The organism is Shewanella sp. ECSMB14102 (assembly GCF_000813075.1).
Classification (GTDB): Bacteria; Pseudomonadota; Gammaproteobacteria; order Enterobacterales; family Shewanellaceae; genus Shewanella; species Shewanella indica.
Genome location: NZ_JWGX01000060.1, coordinates 1 through 18,176, shown reverse-complemented (window position 1 = coordinate 18,176; position 18,176 = coordinate 1). Strand labels below are relative to the sequence as shown.

The following is an 18,176-nucleotide window of genomic DNA, read 5'->3' as shown; positions in this document are numbered from 1 at the left end:
ATCTGCAAAGATGGCCTTTTTATCAGTGAGTACCTTGCTCTGAAATAGTCTTCCATCTTGGTTGCTTGGATAAAACCGGAAGCAGCTTGCTTCCAATTAATCATTTTCTCTGACTTAATCATCTCCCCAAAGACTCAGTTGAGAAATTCGCTCAATTAATATCGTAAAGTATCCATTGTTTGGGCGGAAATGCGTAAAAATCTAATAAAATTCAGATATTTGTTTAATACTGTTCCGGCTGCGGTGCAGAGCTCTCGACAAGGTTTGCATGGTTCAGAAAACGCCCCGGATTGAAACCAGCTTAGGCTTTTGTCGTTTGCGATGCCTAAAAAAGCCAGGGAATACCCTGGCTTGAGCAAGAAAAAAGCTTAACTGATTTTTTGAGCTACTTAATCTCTTTGGGTTTGTATGGACCATTAGGTAAGTAGGTCGATTGATCGCTATAGAAAACCTGGTAGTTAGCCATCCGGGTCAGAGGCATATAATCGGGAGCCGCGCGGTTAATTGTTGCTGTGATGACAGCCCCTATGAGATCGGCCAACGGGTTACCGGTAGAACTATTTTGGGGCGTATATTGCATTTTTTTTGAGGTTTGCCAAATCGTATCCCCGGTTTTGTTTTTGAATGCGTATGTAAACTCTACTTCTGTCGTACTTGAAATAAGCATATATGTGGTATCCCACCGCTCTATCGTGACATACAGAACCACATCTGCACCAAACATTTGTACCAAAGAGGTCACGGGTAGCTGATGTATCTCTTGAGGCTCGTAAAGACCTTCATATTCAAGAATTGTCTTCACTGTATTCGATGGATAGACATAGTAACCTTTCTCTGCAAGCATTACAGGTAAAGAGCTATACACCGCAAGCGGCGCATCGACATCAACGCTGTGGTTTATGACTGGGAGTATCAGAATTGAGCTTGGATTGTGTTCTTCAAAACCAGTTTGACGTGGAGCTGTCGTTGTTTGACATGCGGAAAGTAAGGCAACTAACGCAACTGAAAAAGTTAATTTGATAAATCTCATTGCTTATTACCGTTTTGACGTTGAAGGTTTTGCACTAGAGTCTTCATTAAGGCAGCGCTTTCCGGCCATGTGTTCGCTTCTTTTTCATAAAAGGATATTGCTCCGGTTATATCGCCTGATTTTAGCTTGAAAGTTCCGACTTCAGCATATAACCCAGGTGCTGGTCGTTGTTTATTATCTTCAATTTGTTTCAGGTGATCTTCAAGTGCTATAGGGAACTCCTTAGCTGCGACGGGATCGTGATAGTATTCGTACAGGCCTTCATCATAAACTCCCCAGTTATATAAAGTTGTCGATTTACAGCCAGCTAAGCCAAGCACTACCAATACACATAGGCCAAGTTTGAGACGGTTCATTTGATCAAGACCTCTTTTATCACGCCATCGGATACATAGATTTTCTGCGATGAAATAACAGTATCACCATTCAGGATTTTAATAATGTGAGTACCAGGAAGAATACGCAAAGCTTGAGTACCATTAGTGAATGGCGCGACAGGGCCATTGTCGAGTCCGTCAACGATTACACGCATTCCTTCTACATCAGAAGTATCGCTTACTTTAAATACAATTTGAGGACGATTGTCTACAGTTGAACTGCTAGTGGTTGGCATTTGTACACAACCTACATTGAGGGATAAAACACTCAGTATCAGGGCTAATTTTAATTTCATTATTTCGCCTCCACCACATTAAGTTCTGTGTATTTAAGACCATCAATTGAACCGCTGGAAATACTGGTTATTGCGCCTTCGTTTGTTTCATTGTCGCCAAAAAGCTGTATTACTGAAACAGTAGCGACTTTCTTTCCTGGTAATGTAATATCGAAACCAGTTTGTTTTGACTTTATGACTTTTCCCTGAGTTTCGATATTAAAACTCATTCCTTGCTTTATTCCTTGTGACTTACCGCCACTGATGTAAATCATCCCATCTTCAACAGCTAGAATATCGGTTTGCCAAGGACGGGTTTGCATTTCGGCGGTCAATTTGCTGATAGCATCGGATATCGCGTTAGATATCGCAGCATCATTGAGTGTTCCATCGTAGGCAGCTTTAGAACCAAAGCCTGCAACCGAAGCGGCCTCAGAACTACTTTCCCCAGCTCCTGATAGAGAGTGGTAAACCAGTCCAGTTTTGCTGTCGACTAAGCGTAAGTCAACTTTAGCAAAGGCGACTTGTTTTTTAGTGGAAGAAAGGAATCCACTTTTCCCTTCTGTTTTACGGCCAAATTCAGTGAGAGAGCCGATTATTAAAGTATCAACACCTACTAGATTTAGCTTTTGTCCAGTGAGCTTTGCCTCATCTTTAAGGCGCTCAATATCTGGACGCTCAAACACGAGATATTGGCCTGACTCTGTCAGAGCTTTTGATAACATGTCGGTTACTTGCTTCCCAAGTACATCGCCTTTGTCATCTCGCAAAAGACTTTTGCCGTAGATGGTTTCATTAGTAATTCGGCCAAGAGCTAATTTACGTTTTAGGATAGGATTAGTAACCGATGCCTCCATGGCTGCTTTTTGTGCTTCAATTTGAGCTTGTTGAGAGTGAGGGCTTTCCTGGGACTCAACTTGTGGAGATTGGGTTGCGCATCCACCTAGAGCTAAAGCGAGTGTACCGGCAGTAAATAAACTGCGTTTCATTTTTGGGTTCCTTAATCTATTGGTTACATGTTGCAACGTAAGTTTATTTAATGTGAATATTTTTTTGTGGGCTAATGTTCACATTTTATATTGATACTTTGGCCCTGCACCTTCCCAAGGTTTGGGAGCATTAATAGAGTGCTTAACCTATAACTTTAAGAAACAGTGTGAGACCAAGTACCCTAAGGTGTTAAAAAAATGACTCTTTTATTTTTCTTATCTTACAAAAGATGATATTTGAAGATATCCCGTTGCTCGATTGAAAATCAAGTGTAAATAAGTGTATTGGGTTGTGCGTGACATAAAAAAGCCAGGGAATACCCTGGCTCGAGGATTAAAGAGGGAGGGGCGAATAAGTCCTCCCTTAGCTGGCGTCCTTCATGGCACGGGTAAAGTCGGCCAGAGTGCTCAGTAGCATATCGGGTGCGTCTTGGTGTTGCTCAATGATCCTGACCACGGCAGAGCCCGAGATGGCACCGGCGGCGCCGGCGGCAATTGCGGCGCTGACCTGAGCCGGCTCGGCGATACCGAACCCCAACAGTGGAGGCGGCGCATCGAAGGCTTTAAGCTTGGCCAGTACCTCATCCACCGGCATACCGGCCTTATTGTCGGCGCCAGTTACCCCGGCGCGGGACAGCAGATAGGTGTAGCCTTCAGCGGCTTCACTCACCGCCTTGAGGGTATCATCATCGGCATTGGGTGGCGCAATAAAGATAGGCGCTATGGCATGGGCCTTGGCGGCTTCTATAAAAGGTGCGGCTTCCTCAACCGGCACGTCGGCTATCAGCACTGAATCCACCCCGGCCTCGGCGGCGTGGCGATAGAAGTTGTCGATGCCGTTGGCGTATACCAGATTGGCGTACAACAACAGGCCGATGGGCAACTCGGGATGACGGCTGCGTACCTCGGCGATAAGCTCGAAGCACTTGGCTGGCGTGGTACCTGCCGCCAGCGCCCGTAAGTTGGCGCCCTGGATCACCGGGCCATCGGCCAACGGATCGGAAAAAGGGAAGCCCAGCTCAAGGGCGTCGGCACCATGGGCAATCAGGGTGTCGATAATCTGCAGCGACAGCTCAGGGCCGGGATCGCCCAGTGTCACAAAGGGAACAAAGGCGCCGCGGCCTTCGGCCTGCAGCCGGGCAAAAGTGGTTTGATAACGTGTACTCATGCCTGTGACTCCTGTGATTTATCTGACTGCACAGATGCAGCCTGGCGCTCTGCCAGAATATCGGAAACGGTAAATATGTCTTTATCGCCGCGGCCGGAGAGGTTAACCACGAGTATGGTTTCTTCGCGGCACTCTTTGGCCAGCCTGATGGCATAGGCCAGCGCGTGGGCTGACTCCAGCGCCGGAATAATCCCTTCGCAGCGGGCCAGTAACTGGAAGGCCTCCAGCGCTTCTGCATCGGTGGCCGACTCATAGGTGGCGCGTCCGGTGGCGTTGAGGTGGGCGTGTTGCGGGCCGACAGAGGGGAAATCCAACCCTGCAGAGATGGAGTAAGATTCTTCTATCTGGCCGTTGCTGTCCTGCATCAAGGGCGCCTTCATGCCAAAAAAGATGCCTGTCTTGCCGTGCCGCAGCGGCGCGCCGTGCATCGGCGTATCTATGCCTTTTCCGGCCGGCTCGACCCCTATGAGGCGCACCGAGGCTTCATCTATGAAGTCGGCAAACATACCTATGGCGTTGGAGCCGCCGCCAACACAGGCAATGACGGCGTCCGGCAGTCGGCCTTCACGCTCAAGGATCTGCGCCTTGGTTTCGGCGCCTATCATGCGCTGGAACTCCCTGACTATGGTGGGGAAAGGGTGAGGCCCGGCGGCGGTACCCAGCAGGTAGTGCGCCTTGTCATAGCTGCCGGACCAGTCGCGCATCGCCTCGTTGCAGGCATCTTTGAGAGTGGCCGAGCCTGAGGTGACAGCAATGACCTCGGCGCCCATCAAACGCATGCGGAACACATTGGGGCTTTGGCGCTCCACATCTTTGGCGCCCATGTAAATTTTACACTTAAGGCCCAGCAGGGCGCAGGCCAGGGCGGTGGCCACCCCGTGTTGACCGGCGCCGGTTTCGGCGATGATCTCTTTTTTACCCATACGCTTGGCCAGCAGCGCCTGCCCCAGCACCTGGTTGGTCTTGTGGGCGCCACCGTGCAGCAGATCTTCCCGCTTGAGGTAGATTTTTACCTTGTCATTGGGCGACAGGTTACGGGTCAGGGTCAAGGCAGTGGGGCGCCCGGCATAGTTTTTCAAAAGTTCGGTGAACTCGGCCTGAAAGGCGGGATCATTCTGGGCCTCGACAAAGGCACTTTCCAACTGCTTCAGTGCCGGCATCAAAATCTGCGGCACATACATGCCGCCGTATTCCCCGAAATAAGGGTTGAGTTTTAACTCGCTCATACTGCTTTCCTTAGGATACTTGTTGCGCCTGTCTGACAGGCGAATACTGTTGTTCTTGTCAGGCTTTGAGCTGCTTAAACACCGCCTGCAGTGCTGCTCTGTCTTTGATGCCGGGGGCGCTTTCCACCCCTGAGTTAAAGTCCAGCCCGAAAAAGCCTTGGGTGGCAGCCAAGGCGGCGTTGTCCGGACTCAGGCCACCGGCAAGCATGGCGCGTTCACGCTGGGCAAGCCCTTGCTGCCAATCGAAATGTTTGCCGGTACCACCAAAGCTGTCGCCGCTTTTACTGTCATAGAGATAGCGGTCGGCGCCTTCCGGCAAGGTTGGCAGCTCGCCGCCGTCGACATTGACCGGAACAGCCTTCCAGATCTCGGCCTGGTGCCCGTTTTGCTCAAGCAGCTGCTTGAGCTTGGCAATATCTTCGCTTGATTCACTGCCATGAAGCTGCAGCGCGCTCAGTTTCAGTTCATTGGCCAGCTCGGCCATCTGCGCCGGTGATTCATTGACAAAAACCCCCACCATTGCCAGTTTACGCGGCTGCTCGGCGTTGTAACGGCACAGCTCGGCGGCGTGGGCGCGGCTGACACAACGGGGGGACTTGGCGGCGAAGATGAGGCCGCCATAGACGGCGCCGGATTTTGCCGCATCCAGCAGATCCTGCTCTCGGGTCAGGCCACACACCTTGTTGTTGCCATAGATAAGGCGGCGACAGGCCAGATCCAAATCGGCCTCGGCCATCAGCGAGCTGCCCACCAAAAAGCCGTCGACCAGCGGGCTGAGGCGGCGCACATCCTCACGGCTGTAGATCCCGGATTCGCTGATGATCAGTGTCCCCTCGGGGATCTTGGGAGCTAAGTATTCTGTCATCGCCAGATCTGTACTCAGATCCCTGAGGTTGCGGTTATTAATGCCAATAATCGGCGCGCCCAGAGCCAGCGCCCGCTTGAGTTCTTCCTCGTTGGAGACCTCGGTGAGGGTGTCTAGGGCATATTGCTCGGCTTCGCTCGCCAGCAATCGATACTGCTCATCGCTGAGTACCGACAGCATCAGCAAGATGGCATCGGCGCCCTGATGGGCCGCCAACTTAACCTGATAAGGCGAAACAAAAAAGTCTTTGCACAATACCGGCTGTTTGATTCTGGCCCGCACCTTGGGCAGATAGCGAAAGTCACCCTGAAAGAAGGCCTCGTCTGTCAGTACCGACACCGCGGAGGCGTAGCGGCTGTAAACATCGGCAATGGCAACCGGATCGAAGTCTTTGCGGATAAGCCCTTTGGAGGGGCTGGCCTTCTTGCATTCCAGAATAAAGCCGGCGCCTTTTGCACTGAGTGCCTGATACAGGCTGCGATCCGACGTCTTGGGCGTCAGGCTCTCTTCGGGAAAACGCAGCTTGAGGGCTTCAATATGCTGCTGCTTGGTGGCGACGATACGCTCAAGCACGTTACTCATGATATAGCTCCTGCCTTGCTGGGTTGTGGTGAGTTGGCGTCATTGTTTTCAGTCTGGGTTTGGTGGGCCTTGTCCGCCAGGGCGTTGAGTTTGGCGCAGGCGCGGCCATCATCCAGGGTGGCCAGTGCCAGTTGGGTGGCCTGTTTAAGATTGTCAGCCTTGCCGGCGAGATAGAGCACGCAGGCGGCATTGATAGCCACGGCATGACGCTGGGCGGCGCTGCCTTTACCGGCGAACAGTGCTTGGGTAATAAGGGCGTTTTCTGCCGGGGTGCCGCCTTCCAGCTCGGCCAGCGTCGCCTGCGGCACGCCAAAGTCTGCTGGGGTGAGGCGATATTCCACTATCTTTTCACCCTTGAGTTCGGCCACCTGGGTTTCGCCGTGCAGCGCCACTTCATCCAAGCCGCTGCCGTGAACGACCATGGCGCCTTTGACGCCAAGGGCCCGCAACACCTCGGCGATGGGGCGAACCAAGCTCGGGCTGTAGACCCCGAGCAACATGTAGTCGGGGCGAGCCGGATTAATCAGCGGGCCGAGTACATTGAATAGGGTGCGGGTCTTGAGCGCCTGGCGCACAGGCACAGCGTGCCGCACTCCACCGTGATAATGGGGCGCAAACAGAAAACACAGGCCGTTGACTGCAAGGTGTTTGGCGGCGCACTCGGGCGACATGGTCAAGTCTATGCCGAACTGTGCCAGCAGATCGGAAGAGCCCGACTTGCTGGACACCCCGCGGTTGCCGTGTTTGGCAACATTGACTCCGGCTGCAGCGGCAACAAAGGCGGCCGTGGTAGAGATATTGATGGTGTTGTGGCCGTCACCGCCGGTGCCGACAATATCCACTACCCTTTGGCATTGGTGCGGAAACGGCTTGGCGGCGGCCAGCAGGGCATCGGCGGCGCCGCTGATCTCGTCTATGGTTTCGCCCTTGAGCTTGAGCGCGATCAGCATGGCTGCCATCTGGCTTTCACTGAGCTTGCCGTCGATAAGCTCGGCAAACAGGCTGGCGGCCTGGCTACGGCTCAAAGACTCGCCCAGGTACAGGCTGTCAAACAGAGGTTGCAGTTCAGTCATGGCAGGTTTCCTCGCGGCTCATGGTCAGGTATTGCAGTGTTTGCACCAGCAAGGTGCTGCCAAGGGTGGTGAGAATCGATTCGGGGTGGAACTGGAAGCCGACGGCGGCATCACAGCGATGGCTGATGGCCATAGGCATGCCTTCTGTGGTGGCAATCACCTCCAGGCAGTCGGGCACCTTGGTTGCCACCAGCGAATGATAGCGGGCCACAGGCAAGGGAGATGGAAGGTTGGCAAACAGGCCATCGCAGTTGTGCTCTACCGGGCTGGCCTTACCGTGTACCACTTGGGGGGCACGTTCAACCTTGCCGCCGTAATGTTCAACCAGGGCCTGGTGACCAAGGCAGATACCAAGAATCGGCAGTTTGCCGGCCAGCAGCGCAATAAGCTCCATCATGCAACCGGCTTCTCTGGGGGCGCCCGGGCCGGGAGACAAAATAAGTGCCGCCTGACCCGGCTCCGCCAGCATCCGCTCGGCGAGCAACTGGGCACTGACATTATTGCGGTACACCAGCACTTCAAAGCCCAGGCTGCGGAACTGATCCACCAGGTTGTAAGTGAAGGAGTCGAAGTTATCCAATAGATAGAGTTTCACAGGCCACCTCCCATCTTGATTGCACTGATCACTGCCTGCGCCTTTTGCGCGGTTTCGTCGGCCTCGGCCTGGGGATCTGAATCATAGACCACTCCGGCCCCGGCCTGGATGTGCGCCATGCCTTCGCTGACGAAGGCGGAGCGGATCACTATGCAGGTGTCCATATCACCGAGGGCGTTGAGATAACCTACGGCGCCGCCATAGCTGCCGCGGTGCTGCTGCTCGGTTTCACGAATGAGTTGGGCGGCGCGCACCTTGGGGGCACCCACCAGGGTGCCCATGTTCATGCAGGCCTGATAGGCGTGCAGGGCGTCGAGATCTTCCCTAAGCTGCCCGGTTACTCGGCTGACCAGATGCATCACATGGGAGTATCTGTCTACCTTCAGCAGCTCGGCCACTTTACGACTGCCACTCTGGCTGATGCGGGCGATATCGTTGCGGGCCAAGTCCACCAACATGATGTGCTCCGACAACTCTTTCTTGTCCAGTCTCAGCTCCAGCTCTATACGGCTGTCGAGATCGAAATCTATCTCGCCATCTGGGGTCTTGCCGCGTTTGCGGGTACCGGCGATGGGGTAAACCTCAACCTGATTGCCCTCGGCTTCATACTTGAGGGCGCTTTCCGGAGAGGCGCCAAACAGGGTGAAGTCGGCGCTGCGCAGATAAAACATATAGGGGCTGGGGTTGGTCAGTCTCAGTGCCCGATAGGCGCCCAGAGTATTGGGGCAGGGCAGGCTGAAACTGCGTGATGGCACAACCTGAAAGATATCACCGGCGCAGATATGCTCCTTGAGGCGGCTCACCTGGCGGCAAAAATCGGCGTCGCTGATATTGACGCTGGCCTCGGCATGTACGCCGCTTAAAGGGGCGACATCTTCCAGCAGCTGGCAGTTGGTTTCTATGGCATCCAGTCTGGCACCAAGCTCGGCCTGCACCTCGTTGTTGCCATTAAACTCCATCACCACGGCTTCGGCGCAGCCCTTTTGGTGATCTACCGTTATCAGGGTTTCAGCCAGATAAAACAGATAGTCTGGGCAGTGGTTGGCGCCCTGGCTTACGCTTGGCAGCGGCTCTGTGCTGGCGATAAGGTCGTACCCTAAAACGCCGCCCAGAAATCCGGTTTCAAACTGGCTCTCCTCCTCATCAACCAGACCCTGCTGCAGTAATCTCAGGCCATCGAGCGGCGAGCCTGCCTTGAGTCTGGCATCTTCATCCAGTTCGGCAGTGACCGGGCGCAGCACGACCTTGAGGCTCTGCTGCTCCAGGCTGACCTCACCGCGCGAGTTAAAGAAGTCGTGAATCGCGGGCAGCAGTCCGGCGCCGTTGTCTGTCAAAGCCTCGAAGTTCAAGGTCGACCCGTCACAGCGAATGGCCAGCGCCGCGTGGCTGAGGATAATGCTTTTCAAGTGATCCTTGCTGTCGATTTCGGCCGACTCCAGCAACATGCTGTGAGGCTTGTCCCGCGTCAGTTGCTGATACAGTTTCAGGGGATCGTCGTAATAGGGCAGTGACCGCGTCTGGCGGTGTACTCTGGCGATTGGCTCGATTCTGTTCATCTGTCCTTCCTGTTGTTCCGCTGTTTAGCCTGGCTGCGGGGTTTTCCTGACCGTTAAGCACAAAAAAGCCCGCAATCTCTTGCGGGCTCTTTGTTGAATTTGGCTGCGTTATTTTCAATCGTGCACAGCGCTTCACACTACCCGCGTTAAGGGAAGTGCCACCACCAGATGATGTTGAGTGAAGCGTTGAAGTGTGTCATTGAAAATTTGTCCTCTCGACGTTTGACCTATAGAGAAACCCAGCTGCCCGCCAATGTCAATTGAATATTTTTAATTTATGCAAATTTATGCCAATTTGCCGTAGCCCAGCGGAGATAAATCGCATTTTACCAACAAAACCAAGTAGAATAGCGTTATGATAACTGAAAATACTTTGGCCGATCTTCACAGCCATACCACAGCCTCAGATGGCCAACTGACACCGTCTTTGCTGCTCGAACGCGCCCTGGAAAAGGGGGTTGAGCTGCTGGCGATTACCGATCATGACACAGTCGCCGGGCTGGATGAGGCCCATGCCTTCAATGCCGGGCAGAGCGCACCTTTGACCCTGGTGGACGGGGTTGAGATCTCTACCCGTTGGCACGCCTATGATATTCATATCGTGGCGCTGGATATCGACCGCCACGACGAAAACCTGCTTGCCTTTCTCGAGCGTCAACGTGAGCTCAGGGAAGAGCGGGCTCGCGAGATAGGCGCAAGGCTTGAAAAGGCCGGTATTCCTGGGGCCTACGAAGGCGCCAGGGCGCTCGCCGGTGATGCGGCGCTGAGCCGTGGCCATTACGCCCGTTTCCTGGCCGAGCAGGGGCACGCGCCGGATAGCGCCAGCGTGTTCAAGAAGTTTCTCGGCCGCGGCAAAACAGGCTATGTGCCCAACAACTGGGGCGAGATGGCGACGGCCATTGAGGTAATCCACAACGCAGGTGGAGTGGCCGTATTGGCCCACCCCAGTGGCTATCAACTGTCGGCCAAGTGGCTCAAACGCCTGGTGCGCGAATTCAAGGCCGCCGGTGGTGATGCCATGGAGGTGGTGCTCGGGCAGCAAACCACAGACGACAGAAATAATTTAGGCGCGCTGGCCACTCTCAACGGCCTCTACGCCTCGGTGGGATCCGATTTCCACTTTCCCGGCCGCTGGCTGGAACTGGGCAAGAATCTGTATCGGCCCCAGGGATTGAACTGGGTCTGGCAATGCAAGCAATGGACAATAACTAAATGAGTCAATTTTTCTACGTACATGAGGTGAATCCTCAAACCCGTCTGATAAGCCAGGCGGTGAGCATTCTGAAAAGCGGCGGGGTCATAGTTTACCCCACAGATTCCGGCTATGCGCTGGGTTGTATGATTGGCGATAAAGACGCCATGAGCCGTATCGCCAGAATTCGCCAGATAGACAATGATCATAACTTTTCGCTGATGTGCCGCGACTTATCTGAGCTGTCGACCTATGCCAGAGTCGATAACCAGGCGTTTCGCATTCTGAAGAACAACACGCCGGGTTGTTACACCTTCATCTTTAAGGCCACCAAAGAGGTGCCAAGAAGACTGCAGAACGAAAAGAAACGCACCATAGGTATTCGGGTACCGAACAATGTTATCGCCCTGGCACTGCTGGAAGCACTGGGTGAACCCTTGATGTCCACCAGTCTTATTCTGCCCGGCAACGACTTTACCGAGTCGGATCCCGAGCATATCCGCGATATTCTCGAACATCAGGTAGATGCCATTCTCCACGGCGGTTACCTGGGCGAAAAGCCCACCACAGTGATAGACATGTCTGAAGGCGAAATGGTCATAGTCCGTGAAGGCAGTGGCGATATCAGCCCATTTCTTTAACCGCTCAATAAAGGTATAATCGCGCGTTTGGTCGGCCTATGCCGCCTTAAGGATGCTGCCAGAGGAGAGAAAACGGCTTGAGTGAAGGCGTTCAACAGAGTCTGCCGCTTGCCGTAGTGCGGGGTGAGGCGCTTAGAGAGCTGCCTGCCGATCTCTTTATTCCTCCCGAGGCGCTTGAGGTGTTTCTTGAGGCGTTTGAAGGGCCGCTCGACTTGCTTTTGTACCTGATCCGCAAGCAAAAAATGGATGTGGTAGACCTGCCCATCCACAGGATCACCGCCCAGTATCTTGAGTATATCGAGCTGCTGCAGGGCGCCAGGGTAGAGCTGGCGGCCGACTATCTGGTGATGGCGGCAACATTGGCGGAAATCAAGTCGCGCTTGCTGTTGCCAAGGCCGGAGCTGGAAGCCGAGGAAGAGGAAGACCCCAGAGCCGTGCTGATCCGCCAACTCAAGGCTTATGAAGCCATCAAAGAGGCGGCGGTGCGGCTGGATGAACTGCCGAGGCTCGAGCGGGATGTATTCCAGGCCAAGGCGGGCAAGGCGCCGGATATCAAGCCCTTGCTGGTGCCGCCGGATGTGTCTTTGGCTGAACTGGCCCGGGCCTTTGGCGAGGTACTCAAGCGGGTGGAAGCCGGCACTTCTCACCAGGTTCAGCGCGAGCAGCTCTCTACCCGGGAGCGGATGAGCCAAATTCTGGCCATGCTCTCCAGTGAGCATTACACCCCTTTTGAAGCCCTGTTCAAGGTGGAAGAGGGGCGCGCCGGAGTGGTGGTCAGCTTTCTGGCGTTGATGGAATTGGTAAAGGAACTGCTGGTGGAACTGATCCAGGCCGAACCTTTATCGCGAATTTATCTCAAGGCGTACTGACGGGAGCCGACTTGGCGAAGATTAACGACCTTCAGCTGAAACAACTGATAGAGGCCAGCCTGTTTGTGCTGGTCAAGCCCATGACCTTGAAGGCGCTGAGAGAAACCGTGCTGGCCGATTTCAGTGTCTCCCGTGAGCGTATTCGCGCCGCGGTGGATGAATTGACCCTGGATTATCAGGAGCGCGGAGTACAGCTGGTCAAGGTCGCCGGTGGTTATCGGTTTCAGACCCGCGATAGCCTCAGCCCCTTGCTGCAACCTCTGTGGCAGGAGCAGGCGCCCAAGTACTCCAGGGCAACATTGGAAACCCTGGCGGTTATCGCCTACCGTCAGCCTGTGACCCGCGGCGAAATTGAGCTGGTCAGAGGGGTGGCTGTCGGCAGCCAGATTATCAAGAATTTAACAGACAGACGCTGGATCCGCGTTGTAGGGCACAAAGAGGTGCCGGGAAGGCCTTCGTTATACGCCACCACTACAGAGTTTCTGGCTTACTTCGGTCTGGACAGCATAGCGGATCTGCCGCCTCTGTCTGACGCCGAATCATTAGAGGCGGTATTTTCGGGGATGAAAACACCGCCGGAACCCTTAGAAGAGTCAACTTGAATGAGCGAAAAATTGCAGAAAGTCTTGGCCCGTGCAGGCCATGGCTCCCGTCGTGAGATGGAGGCATGGATTGCTGCAGGTCGCGTGAGTATTGACGGAGAAATCGCCAAACTGGGTGATCGCATCGAAGCCGACGCCAAGGTACGTATCGATGGCCGTGCGGTATCGCTGAAATCTGCCGATGATGTGATCTGCCGGGTACTGGCCTACCACAAGCCGGAAGGGGAGATCTGCTCGCGCAAAGATCCCGAAGGCCGGCCCACAGTATTCGATCGTCTGCCCCGCACCCGCGACAGCCGCTGGGTTGCAGTGGGACGTTTGGATATCAACACCTCGGGTTTGCTGCTGTTCACCTCAGACGGTGAACTGGCCAACCGCCTGATGCACCCCTCCAATGAAGTGGAGCGTGAATACGCCGTGCGTACTTTCGGTGAAGTGCCGGAAGCGGCGCTGCAGCGTTTGCGCAGTGGCGTTATGCTGGAGGATGGCCCGGCCCAGTTTGATCATATCAAGGCCGCCGGTGGCGAAGGCATCAACCAATGGTGGCACGTTACCCTGCGTGAAGGGCGTAACCGTGAAGTGCGTCGTCTGTGGGAATCCCAGGAAGTGCAGGTGAGCCGCCTTATTCGGGTGCGTTACGGCATGATAGAACTGCCCAAGAGCCTGCCTCGTGGCGGCTGGGTCGAACTGCCGCTGGAGCAGGTCAACTACCTGCGCCAATTGGCGGGCATGGATCCGGAAACCCGCTCCATGCTGGGTGCCGACAAACACAGCGTAGCCCGCAACAAGGTGCGCAGTGCCAAAGTGCGCCGCGCCGTGCGTAAACACAAGACGGCGGCGGGCAAGCCCAAGCCGACCCGGCAGCGCAGCTGATGCTGCCAAGGCCTTATCGGCAGTGTGTTATAGCTTGTCGATAGCCTATCTAATCCCATCTAAAGATGTGATTTCAATGCAATGAAAGGTCGCCGCGGCGGCCTTTTTTGTTGCTGTTTTTCTAAGCTTTTTGGCACTGTTTCTCGCTGCTTTTGCATAGTTTCTACTTAGTTTTTGTCGTCGTTTTTGCCATAGCTTTCGCCAAAGTTTTTTGCCATCACTTTTTACCGTAAAAAGTCCACTTACCTTGGCGCAGTTCAGTCATGGTATAAGATAAAGGAACAGCAACTCAGGGAGCCAAGGCATGCAGCTGATCTCACACACAAAAATTTGGGACCAAGGCGAACACAACGCCTTTTGCGATCTATGCCGTTGGCAGGGGGCGCTCTACTGCGTCTTTCGGGAGGGCCAAGCCCATGTGTCTGATGATGGTGCGCTGAGAGTGCTTAAATCCAGCGACGACGGTCAAAGTTGGCAGGCCGAGGCGCTTATTCAAAGCGAGCTTGGCGATCTGCGTGACGGCAAACTGCTCGCCCATGCTGGCCGTTTATGGCTTTTTGGCGCAGCCTCCAAACATGGCAAGGCGCCGCTGCAGTCCTTGATGTGGCACTCGCTGGATGGCATCAACTGGTCGGCGCCCGAAAAAGTCGCCGATAGCGGATACTGGCTCTGGCGGGTGACCGAGGCCGAAGATGGCCTCTATGGCGTGGGCTATCGCCCCGGCGCCGATGGTGATGTCAGGCTCTATCGTAGTGAGCGCTTGCAAGCATCACAAACTGGTAAACTGCAATTTACGCCCTGGGTCGCTCCTTTGCAAAATGACGGCTATGTCAACGAATCATCACTGCTGTTTTGGGGCGGCGAGCAGACTCGCTCTGCTCAAACCTCTTCAGATACAGAAGCGCTTTGCCTGCTAAGGCGCGATCCTGTGTGGGACGCACAAGAAACCGGGTTGCTCGGCAAGGCCAAGGCACCTTTCAAAACCTGGCAATGGCAGCAGCTCAGTTGCCGTATCGGTGGCCCGGTCGCCTTTTTCTATAACGACCGCCTGCTGGCCGTGGTGCGCCTCTATGACAATAAGGTGCGCACCTCGCTGGTGGAAATCGATAGCGCCACAGCCAAGGTCACCGAGCTCTTAACCTTGCCATCCGGCGGAGATACCAGCTACGCCGGTATCGAGCTGGACGGCGATGAACTCAAGCTGGTGTACTACTCAAGCCATGAGGGCAAAACCGCCATCTATTTCGCCCGTATCGGGCTCAAAGGCTAAAGTACCAACCAATACCAGTCTGCTCGACACCAGCCAGCGTGACTGAATCAGGTTTAATAACAGGGAAAATCGCTTTAGATTTCAAAGTCAGTCAATTCTGTTGCAAAAATCAGCCAAATCAGGGTTTTGTGGCCTTTGTCAAAAACTTGACCTTTGGCTAATTGTTTTAACATTCAGTGCTGGGTATTGTATAACCAATTCAACCGCTTAGCTTTAGCGCTTCCTTAAACTCAGCGGCTCAAAGTCGGCGGCAGTGATATTTTTTCTGTTTTCAGCGGAATTCAGGGAAGAGCAGAGTTTGGACTTGTCCGGTAGGTATGGGTCTTGCTGGGGGCGTATAGCTGCAAGATGCTGGTTAGGAAATTTTAAGGTAAGTTTGCGCGTTATTTCTGTAACATTTCAGAAAATAGCATTAAATTCATAAAGTTAAAAAATCAGCTGGTAGATAGTAGGTTTAGAAACCGCGCATGCGCGTTTAGCTGCAAGGGATATTAGGACTAAATTGCATTATATCCAGCTAATAAAAAAAGATAGCGATGCGTGTTTACACTCCTCCGAGGACTAAAACGCGCATGCGCACTATACAGCTGTTATAAGCAAATGGAGGCTTCATGAAACGTTACGAGTATTGGATCCTTGATTATCGAAAAAATCGTTACATGGAACATTTGTCTATGGATCTTCTTGTCGATAGACTACGCTACCTTATTGAAAACTTAACCACTCTTGAGGTAAATGGAAAAATTGGTATGGGCAATATATCAATAGAACCGTGGAAAGAATTAATTGTAAAGTTTACTCATACCCAAGAAGAGTTGAAAATTCGTGGTGAAAGCCTTCCTAACAATTTTTTAGCTGATTGTGCAGTTCCTAAGCCAATGATTGAAGCATCAGAGCGATTAATTGAAATTCATAACATGGCATTAGCAAAGAAACCTCATCTAATTAAGTTTGGGAAAAAAGAGTATTTAGGTAAAAATAGTCTGAAAATATCTTTAGCTAGTTCGTTCATGGATTCATCTCTAAATGTTGCACAGATGGATGATGAAATGAAAGCCATCTTTCATGCGAACCCAACTGAAATGACCATTACTACTGAAAATGGAGAGATAATAAAGCCTATAGGCACGGTTGATATTACTTATGAAATTGATCGTGATTACTATGTGTTTTGCAGTAGTGGGGCGTTTGATATTCGAATGTTTAGTAATTTTGAAGCGGATAGTTGTTTATTTATCTATGATTCTCAACGGTTCGCTGATGACTTGATCTCTGAATTGCGCCATCACATTGAATTTGAAGATTATGCATATCAGATGGTTAAGTATGTCGACCCTGTAAAACCTAAACGAGAGGAACGAGAGCCTATAATTGAATTTCATAAGCATATTAGATATCAATATCAGAAAGAGTATCGACATGTGATTGTTCCAAATCGTAACTCGCCGATGCCTAAAGATGTGTTTCTATCAATTGGGTCGATAAATGAGTATTCCGAGCTAATTTGCTTATAACAAAGCATTTAAGAGTGATTCCCAACGCTTGGCATTTTTCATTCTATCGTTGGGTTTGGTGTTTACGGTGGTATGGTTTAGTTTTGGTGGTAGCGTTGCTCACACCTTAATGCGGCGTTAGCATTCCTGTTGGGTTTGCATTAAATAAGGAGAGTATCTTGGAAAGAGGTATTGTTACCCCAGCGCAAGAAATTATCAGTAATGGTGACTCGTTAAGTATGAGAGGGAGTTTGCCACCAGAGCAAATCAGGTATCTAGCACTATATTGGGATAAAGTTGTAGTAACTGATAGTAATATTTTTGGCTCTGGATTGAGTGATGAATCTAAAATTTTAGTCGATGCTGGTATTCTTCGAAAAGAGACTGCCCAAATGTCCATCAATGGAACATTTAATGGTAGCGGATTAGCGAAAATGCACTTTGATGGTTTGAGTCAGATTACGGCGACATTGTCCGAAAAAAATCCTGGTCAGTGGGCTATCCATCAAAGTGGAGATCAACTACATATCCCTAAAAACATGTCAAAAGAGTTAGTAACTGCTGATTTCGAGCTTAACAAATGTTTACCAGTGCCTTATCCAGATGTTCCACTTGAAAAATTAATTGAATTTAAGTTTAAACGTGGAGACGAGCTAATTGCTTTGAGGAAAACTCTCGATGAACTATATCTTGATATTTCTAATTCTCAAGATATACCGAGAGCTAAGATTGCAAAAATTTCGCAATTAGAGAAAGCGATAAATGACCTAGATGTCGTTGCGAGAGAAAGTTGGGGTTATAGGCTATTAGCAAGCCGAAAAGTCTCCTTAGACATTAATTTAGGTAGTCTATCTCAAGGCGCAGTGACAGGAGGAATTGTTGGTTCAACATTCAGCAACCCTGTTTTAGGGCTATTCGCTGCCGCAGGTCAAACTATCGTGTCTAGTATGAAGTTTGAAGTAAGTTCTTCAAGTCAGTTAGTAAGTTCAGTAGGAAATCAACTCGACCTTTCTTATCTAAGTACTTTAAAACAAGAAAGTCTTGTGAAATAGAATGCTAACAAACGCTTTAAAAGAATACAGGACAGCCATATCTTTTTGATGTTTCGCCCAGCTTTGACTAGGCTTTGAAATACCCATCAAAGCTCAGTCGAGGTTGGTTATGACCACTGCCCGTCGCCAGTTGATAGATGCTGAAAGTACGCCCTTTTATCACGTGATTAACCGTTGCGTGAGAAGGGCATTTTTGTGTGGTGAAGATGCACTGTCGGGGCGCAGTTACGAGCATAGACGTGGCTGGATAGTGGATAAAATCAGGCAGTTGTCGTCAATATTCTGCATCGACGTTTGCGCTTATGCGGTCATGAGTAATCACTACCATTTGGTGCTCAAAATCGACCTTGCTGCACAACAAGCGTTGTCACCATTTGAAGTCATTGAGCGTTGGACATTGCTCTTTAGTGGCAATCCTGTGGCGGCAAAGTTCCTCAAGGGCGATAGT

The 18,176-nt window shown here is 51.9% G+C and carries 18 protein-coding genes and 1 pseudogene; 9 read left to right on the top strand and 10 right to left on the bottom strand.

Going from position 1 to position 18,176, the window contains the following annotated elements:
• Nucleotides 1–385: 385 nt before the first annotated feature.
• From RC73_RS17520 to RC73_RS17475, 10 genes are all read right to left on the bottom strand, one after another.
• Nucleotides 386–1,030, bottom strand: coding sequence for a DUF799 domain-containing protein (locus RC73_RS17520; RefSeq protein WP_039035865.1), 645 nt, complete (start codon nucleotides 1,028–1,030; stop codon nucleotides 386–388).
• Nucleotides 1,027–1,386 (bottom strand): DUF4810 domain-containing protein, encoded by a 360-nt coding sequence (locus RC73_RS17515; protein WP_039035864.1) that lies wholly within the window; start codon nucleotides 1,384–1,386, stop codon nucleotides 1,027–1,029. The genes RC73_RS17520 and RC73_RS17515 overlap by 4 nt, the downstream gene beginning before the upstream one ends.
• Nucleotides 1,383–1,703, bottom strand: a complete 321-nt coding sequence (locus RC73_RS17510) for a hypothetical protein (RefSeq protein WP_039035863.1) — start codon at nucleotides 1,701–1,703, stop codon at nucleotides 1,383–1,385. Before RC73_RS17510 ends, RC73_RS17515 begins: the two co-directional genes overlap by 4 nt.
• Nucleotides 1,703–2,671, bottom strand: a complete 969-nt coding sequence (locus tag RC73_RS17505) for a CsgG/HfaB family protein (RefSeq protein ID WP_039035862.1) — start codon at nucleotides 2,669–2,671, stop codon at nucleotides 1,703–1,705. Before RC73_RS17505 ends, RC73_RS17510 begins: the two co-directional genes overlap by 1 nt.
• 364 nt (nucleotides 2,672–3,035) lie before the next feature.
• A complete protein-coding gene (gene trpA, locus RC73_RS17500) occupies nucleotides 3,036–3,839 on the bottom strand; it encodes a tryptophan synthase subunit alpha (protein WP_082014365.1) in 804 nt (267 codons plus the stop codon).
• Complete coding sequence (gene trpB / locus RC73_RS17495; RefSeq protein ID WP_039035860.1) at nucleotides 3,836–5,065, bottom strand: tryptophan synthase subunit beta; 1,230 nt, start codon at nucleotides 5,063–5,065, stop codon at nucleotides 3,836–3,838. The genes trpA and trpB overlap by 4 nt, the downstream gene beginning before the upstream one ends.
• Nucleotides 5,066–5,123: 58 nt before the next feature.
• Nucleotides 5,124–6,512 (bottom strand): bifunctional indole-3-glycerol-phosphate synthase TrpC/phosphoribosylanthranilate isomerase TrpF, encoded by a 1,389-nt coding sequence (trpCF, locus tag RC73_RS17490; protein WP_039035859.1) that lies wholly within the window; start codon nucleotides 6,510–6,512, stop codon nucleotides 5,124–5,126.
• Nucleotides 6,509–7,585 (bottom strand): anthranilate phosphoribosyltransferase, encoded by a 1,077-nt coding sequence (gene trpD / locus RC73_RS17485; protein WP_052248269.1) that lies wholly within the window; start codon nucleotides 7,583–7,585, stop codon nucleotides 6,509–6,511. The genes trpCF and trpD overlap by 4 nt, the downstream gene beginning before the upstream one ends.
• Entirely contained in the window at nucleotides 7,578–8,180 is a 603-nt protein-coding gene (locus tag RC73_RS17480; RefSeq protein ID WP_025010670.1) for an aminodeoxychorismate/anthranilate synthase component II, read from the bottom strand. Before RC73_RS17480 ends, trpD begins: the two co-directional genes overlap by 8 nt.
• Nucleotides 8,177–9,736 (bottom strand): anthranilate synthase component 1, encoded by a 1,560-nt coding sequence (locus tag RC73_RS17475; RefSeq protein WP_039035858.1) that lies wholly within the window; start codon nucleotides 9,734–9,736, stop codon nucleotides 8,177–8,179. Before RC73_RS17475 ends, RC73_RS17480 begins: the two co-directional genes overlap by 4 nt.
• Before the next feature lie 355 nt (nucleotides 9,737–10,091).
• On the opposite strand from RC73_RS17475, the gene rnm reads away from it, so the two are divergent.
• The 9 genes and pseudogenes from rnm to RC73_RS17430 all read left to right on the top strand — a co-directional run.
• On the top strand, nucleotides 10,092–10,952 hold the full coding sequence (gene rnm, locus RC73_RS17470) for an RNase RNM (protein WP_039035857.1): 861 nt from the start codon (nucleotides 10,092–10,094) through the stop codon (nucleotides 10,950–10,952).
• Complete coding sequence (locus tag RC73_RS17465; RefSeq protein WP_025010668.1) at nucleotides 10,949–11,569, top strand: L-threonylcarbamoyladenylate synthase; 621 nt, start codon at nucleotides 10,949–10,951, stop codon at nucleotides 11,567–11,569. The genes rnm and RC73_RS17465 overlap by 4 nt, the downstream gene beginning before the upstream one ends.
• 77 nt (nucleotides 11,570–11,646) lie before the next feature.
• Nucleotides 11,647–12,438, top strand: a complete 792-nt coding sequence (locus tag RC73_RS17460; protein WP_025010667.1) for a segregation and condensation protein A — start codon at nucleotides 11,647–11,649, stop codon at nucleotides 12,436–12,438.
• Nucleotides 12,439–12,449: 11 nt separating this feature from the next.
• Entirely contained in the window at nucleotides 12,450–13,040 is a 591-nt protein-coding gene (scpB, locus tag RC73_RS17455; RefSeq protein WP_039035856.1) for an SMC-Scp complex subunit ScpB, read from the top strand.
• Nucleotides 13,041–13,913 (top strand): 23S rRNA pseudouridine(2605) synthase RluB, encoded by an 873-nt coding sequence (gene rluB / locus RC73_RS17450; RefSeq protein WP_025010665.1) that lies wholly within the window; start codon nucleotides 13,041–13,043, stop codon nucleotides 13,911–13,913. It begins immediately after the preceding gene.
• Between the two features lie 304 nt (nucleotides 13,914–14,217).
• Nucleotides 14,218–15,183: a sialidase family protein gene (locus RC73_RS17445; RefSeq protein WP_039035855.1), complete on the top strand. Its 966-nt coding sequence runs from the start codon at nucleotides 14,218–14,220 to the stop codon at nucleotides 15,181–15,183.
• Nucleotides 15,184–15,794: 611 nt separating this feature from the next.
• Nucleotides 15,795–16,697 carry a hypothetical protein gene (locus RC73_RS17440; RefSeq protein WP_235370034.1) on the top strand — a complete coding sequence of 301 codons (903 nt, stop codon included), beginning with the start codon at nucleotides 15,795–15,797 and terminating at the stop codon, nucleotides 16,695–16,697.
• 158 nt (nucleotides 16,698–16,855) lie between these two features.
• On the top strand, nucleotides 16,856–17,728 hold the full coding sequence (locus RC73_RS17435) for a DUF6236 family protein (protein ID WP_039035854.1): 873 nt from the start codon (nucleotides 16,856–16,858) through the stop codon (nucleotides 17,726–17,728).
• 109 nt (nucleotides 17,729–17,837) lie between these two features.
• Nucleotides 17,838–18,176, top strand: a pseudogene (locus RC73_RS17430) (alpha-amylase family glycosyl hydrolase); the annotation flags it as partial.

Coding starts and splice junctions, on each gene's coding strand:
- RC73_RS17520 (WP_039035865.1), bottom strand. CDS start 1,030: ATGAGATTTATCAAATTAACTTTTTCAGTTGCGTTAGTTGCCTTACTT.
- RC73_RS17515 (WP_039035864.1), bottom strand. CDS start 1,386: ATGAACCGTCTCAAACTTGGCCTATGTGTATTGGTAGTGCTTGGCTTA.
- RC73_RS17510 (WP_039035863.1), bottom strand. CDS start 1,703: ATGAAATTAAAATTAGCCCTGATACTGAGTGTTTTATCCCTCAATGTA.
- RC73_RS17505 (WP_039035862.1), bottom strand. CDS start 2,671: ATGAAACGCAGTTTATTTACTGCCGGTACACTCGCTTTAGCTCTAGGT.
- trpA (WP_082014365.1), bottom strand. CDS start 3,839: ATGAGTACACGTTATCAAACCACTTTTGCCCGGCTGCAGGCCGAAGGC.
- trpB (WP_039035860.1), bottom strand. CDS start 5,065: ATGAGCGAGTTAAAACTCAACCCTTATTTCGGGGAATACGGCGGCATG.
- trpCF (WP_039035859.1), bottom strand. CDS start 6,512: ATGAGTAACGTGCTTGAGCGTATCGTCGCCACCAAGCAGCAGCATATT.
- trpD (WP_052248269.1), bottom strand. CDS start 7,585: ATGACTGAACTGCAACCTCTGTTTGACAGCCTGTACCTGGGCGAGTCT.
- RC73_RS17475 (WP_039035858.1), bottom strand. CDS start 9,736: ATGAACAGAATCGAGCCAATCGCCAGAGTACACCGCCAGACGCGGTCA.
- rnm (WP_039035857.1), top strand. CDS start 10,092: ATGATAACTGAAAATACTTTGGCCGATCTTCACAGCCATACCACAGCC.
- RC73_RS17465 (WP_025010668.1), top strand. CDS start 10,949: ATGAGTCAATTTTTCTACGTACATGAGGTGAATCCTCAAACCCGTCTG.
- rluB (WP_025010665.1), top strand. CDS start 13,041: ATGAGCGAAAAATTGCAGAAAGTCTTGGCCCGTGCAGGCCATGGCTCC.
- RC73_RS17445 (WP_039035855.1), top strand. CDS start 14,218: ATGCAGCTGATCTCACACACAAAAATTTGGGACCAAGGCGAACACAAC.
- RC73_RS17440 (WP_235370034.1), top strand. CDS start 15,795: ATGAAACGTTACGAGTATTGGATCCTTGATTATCGAAAAAATCGTTAC.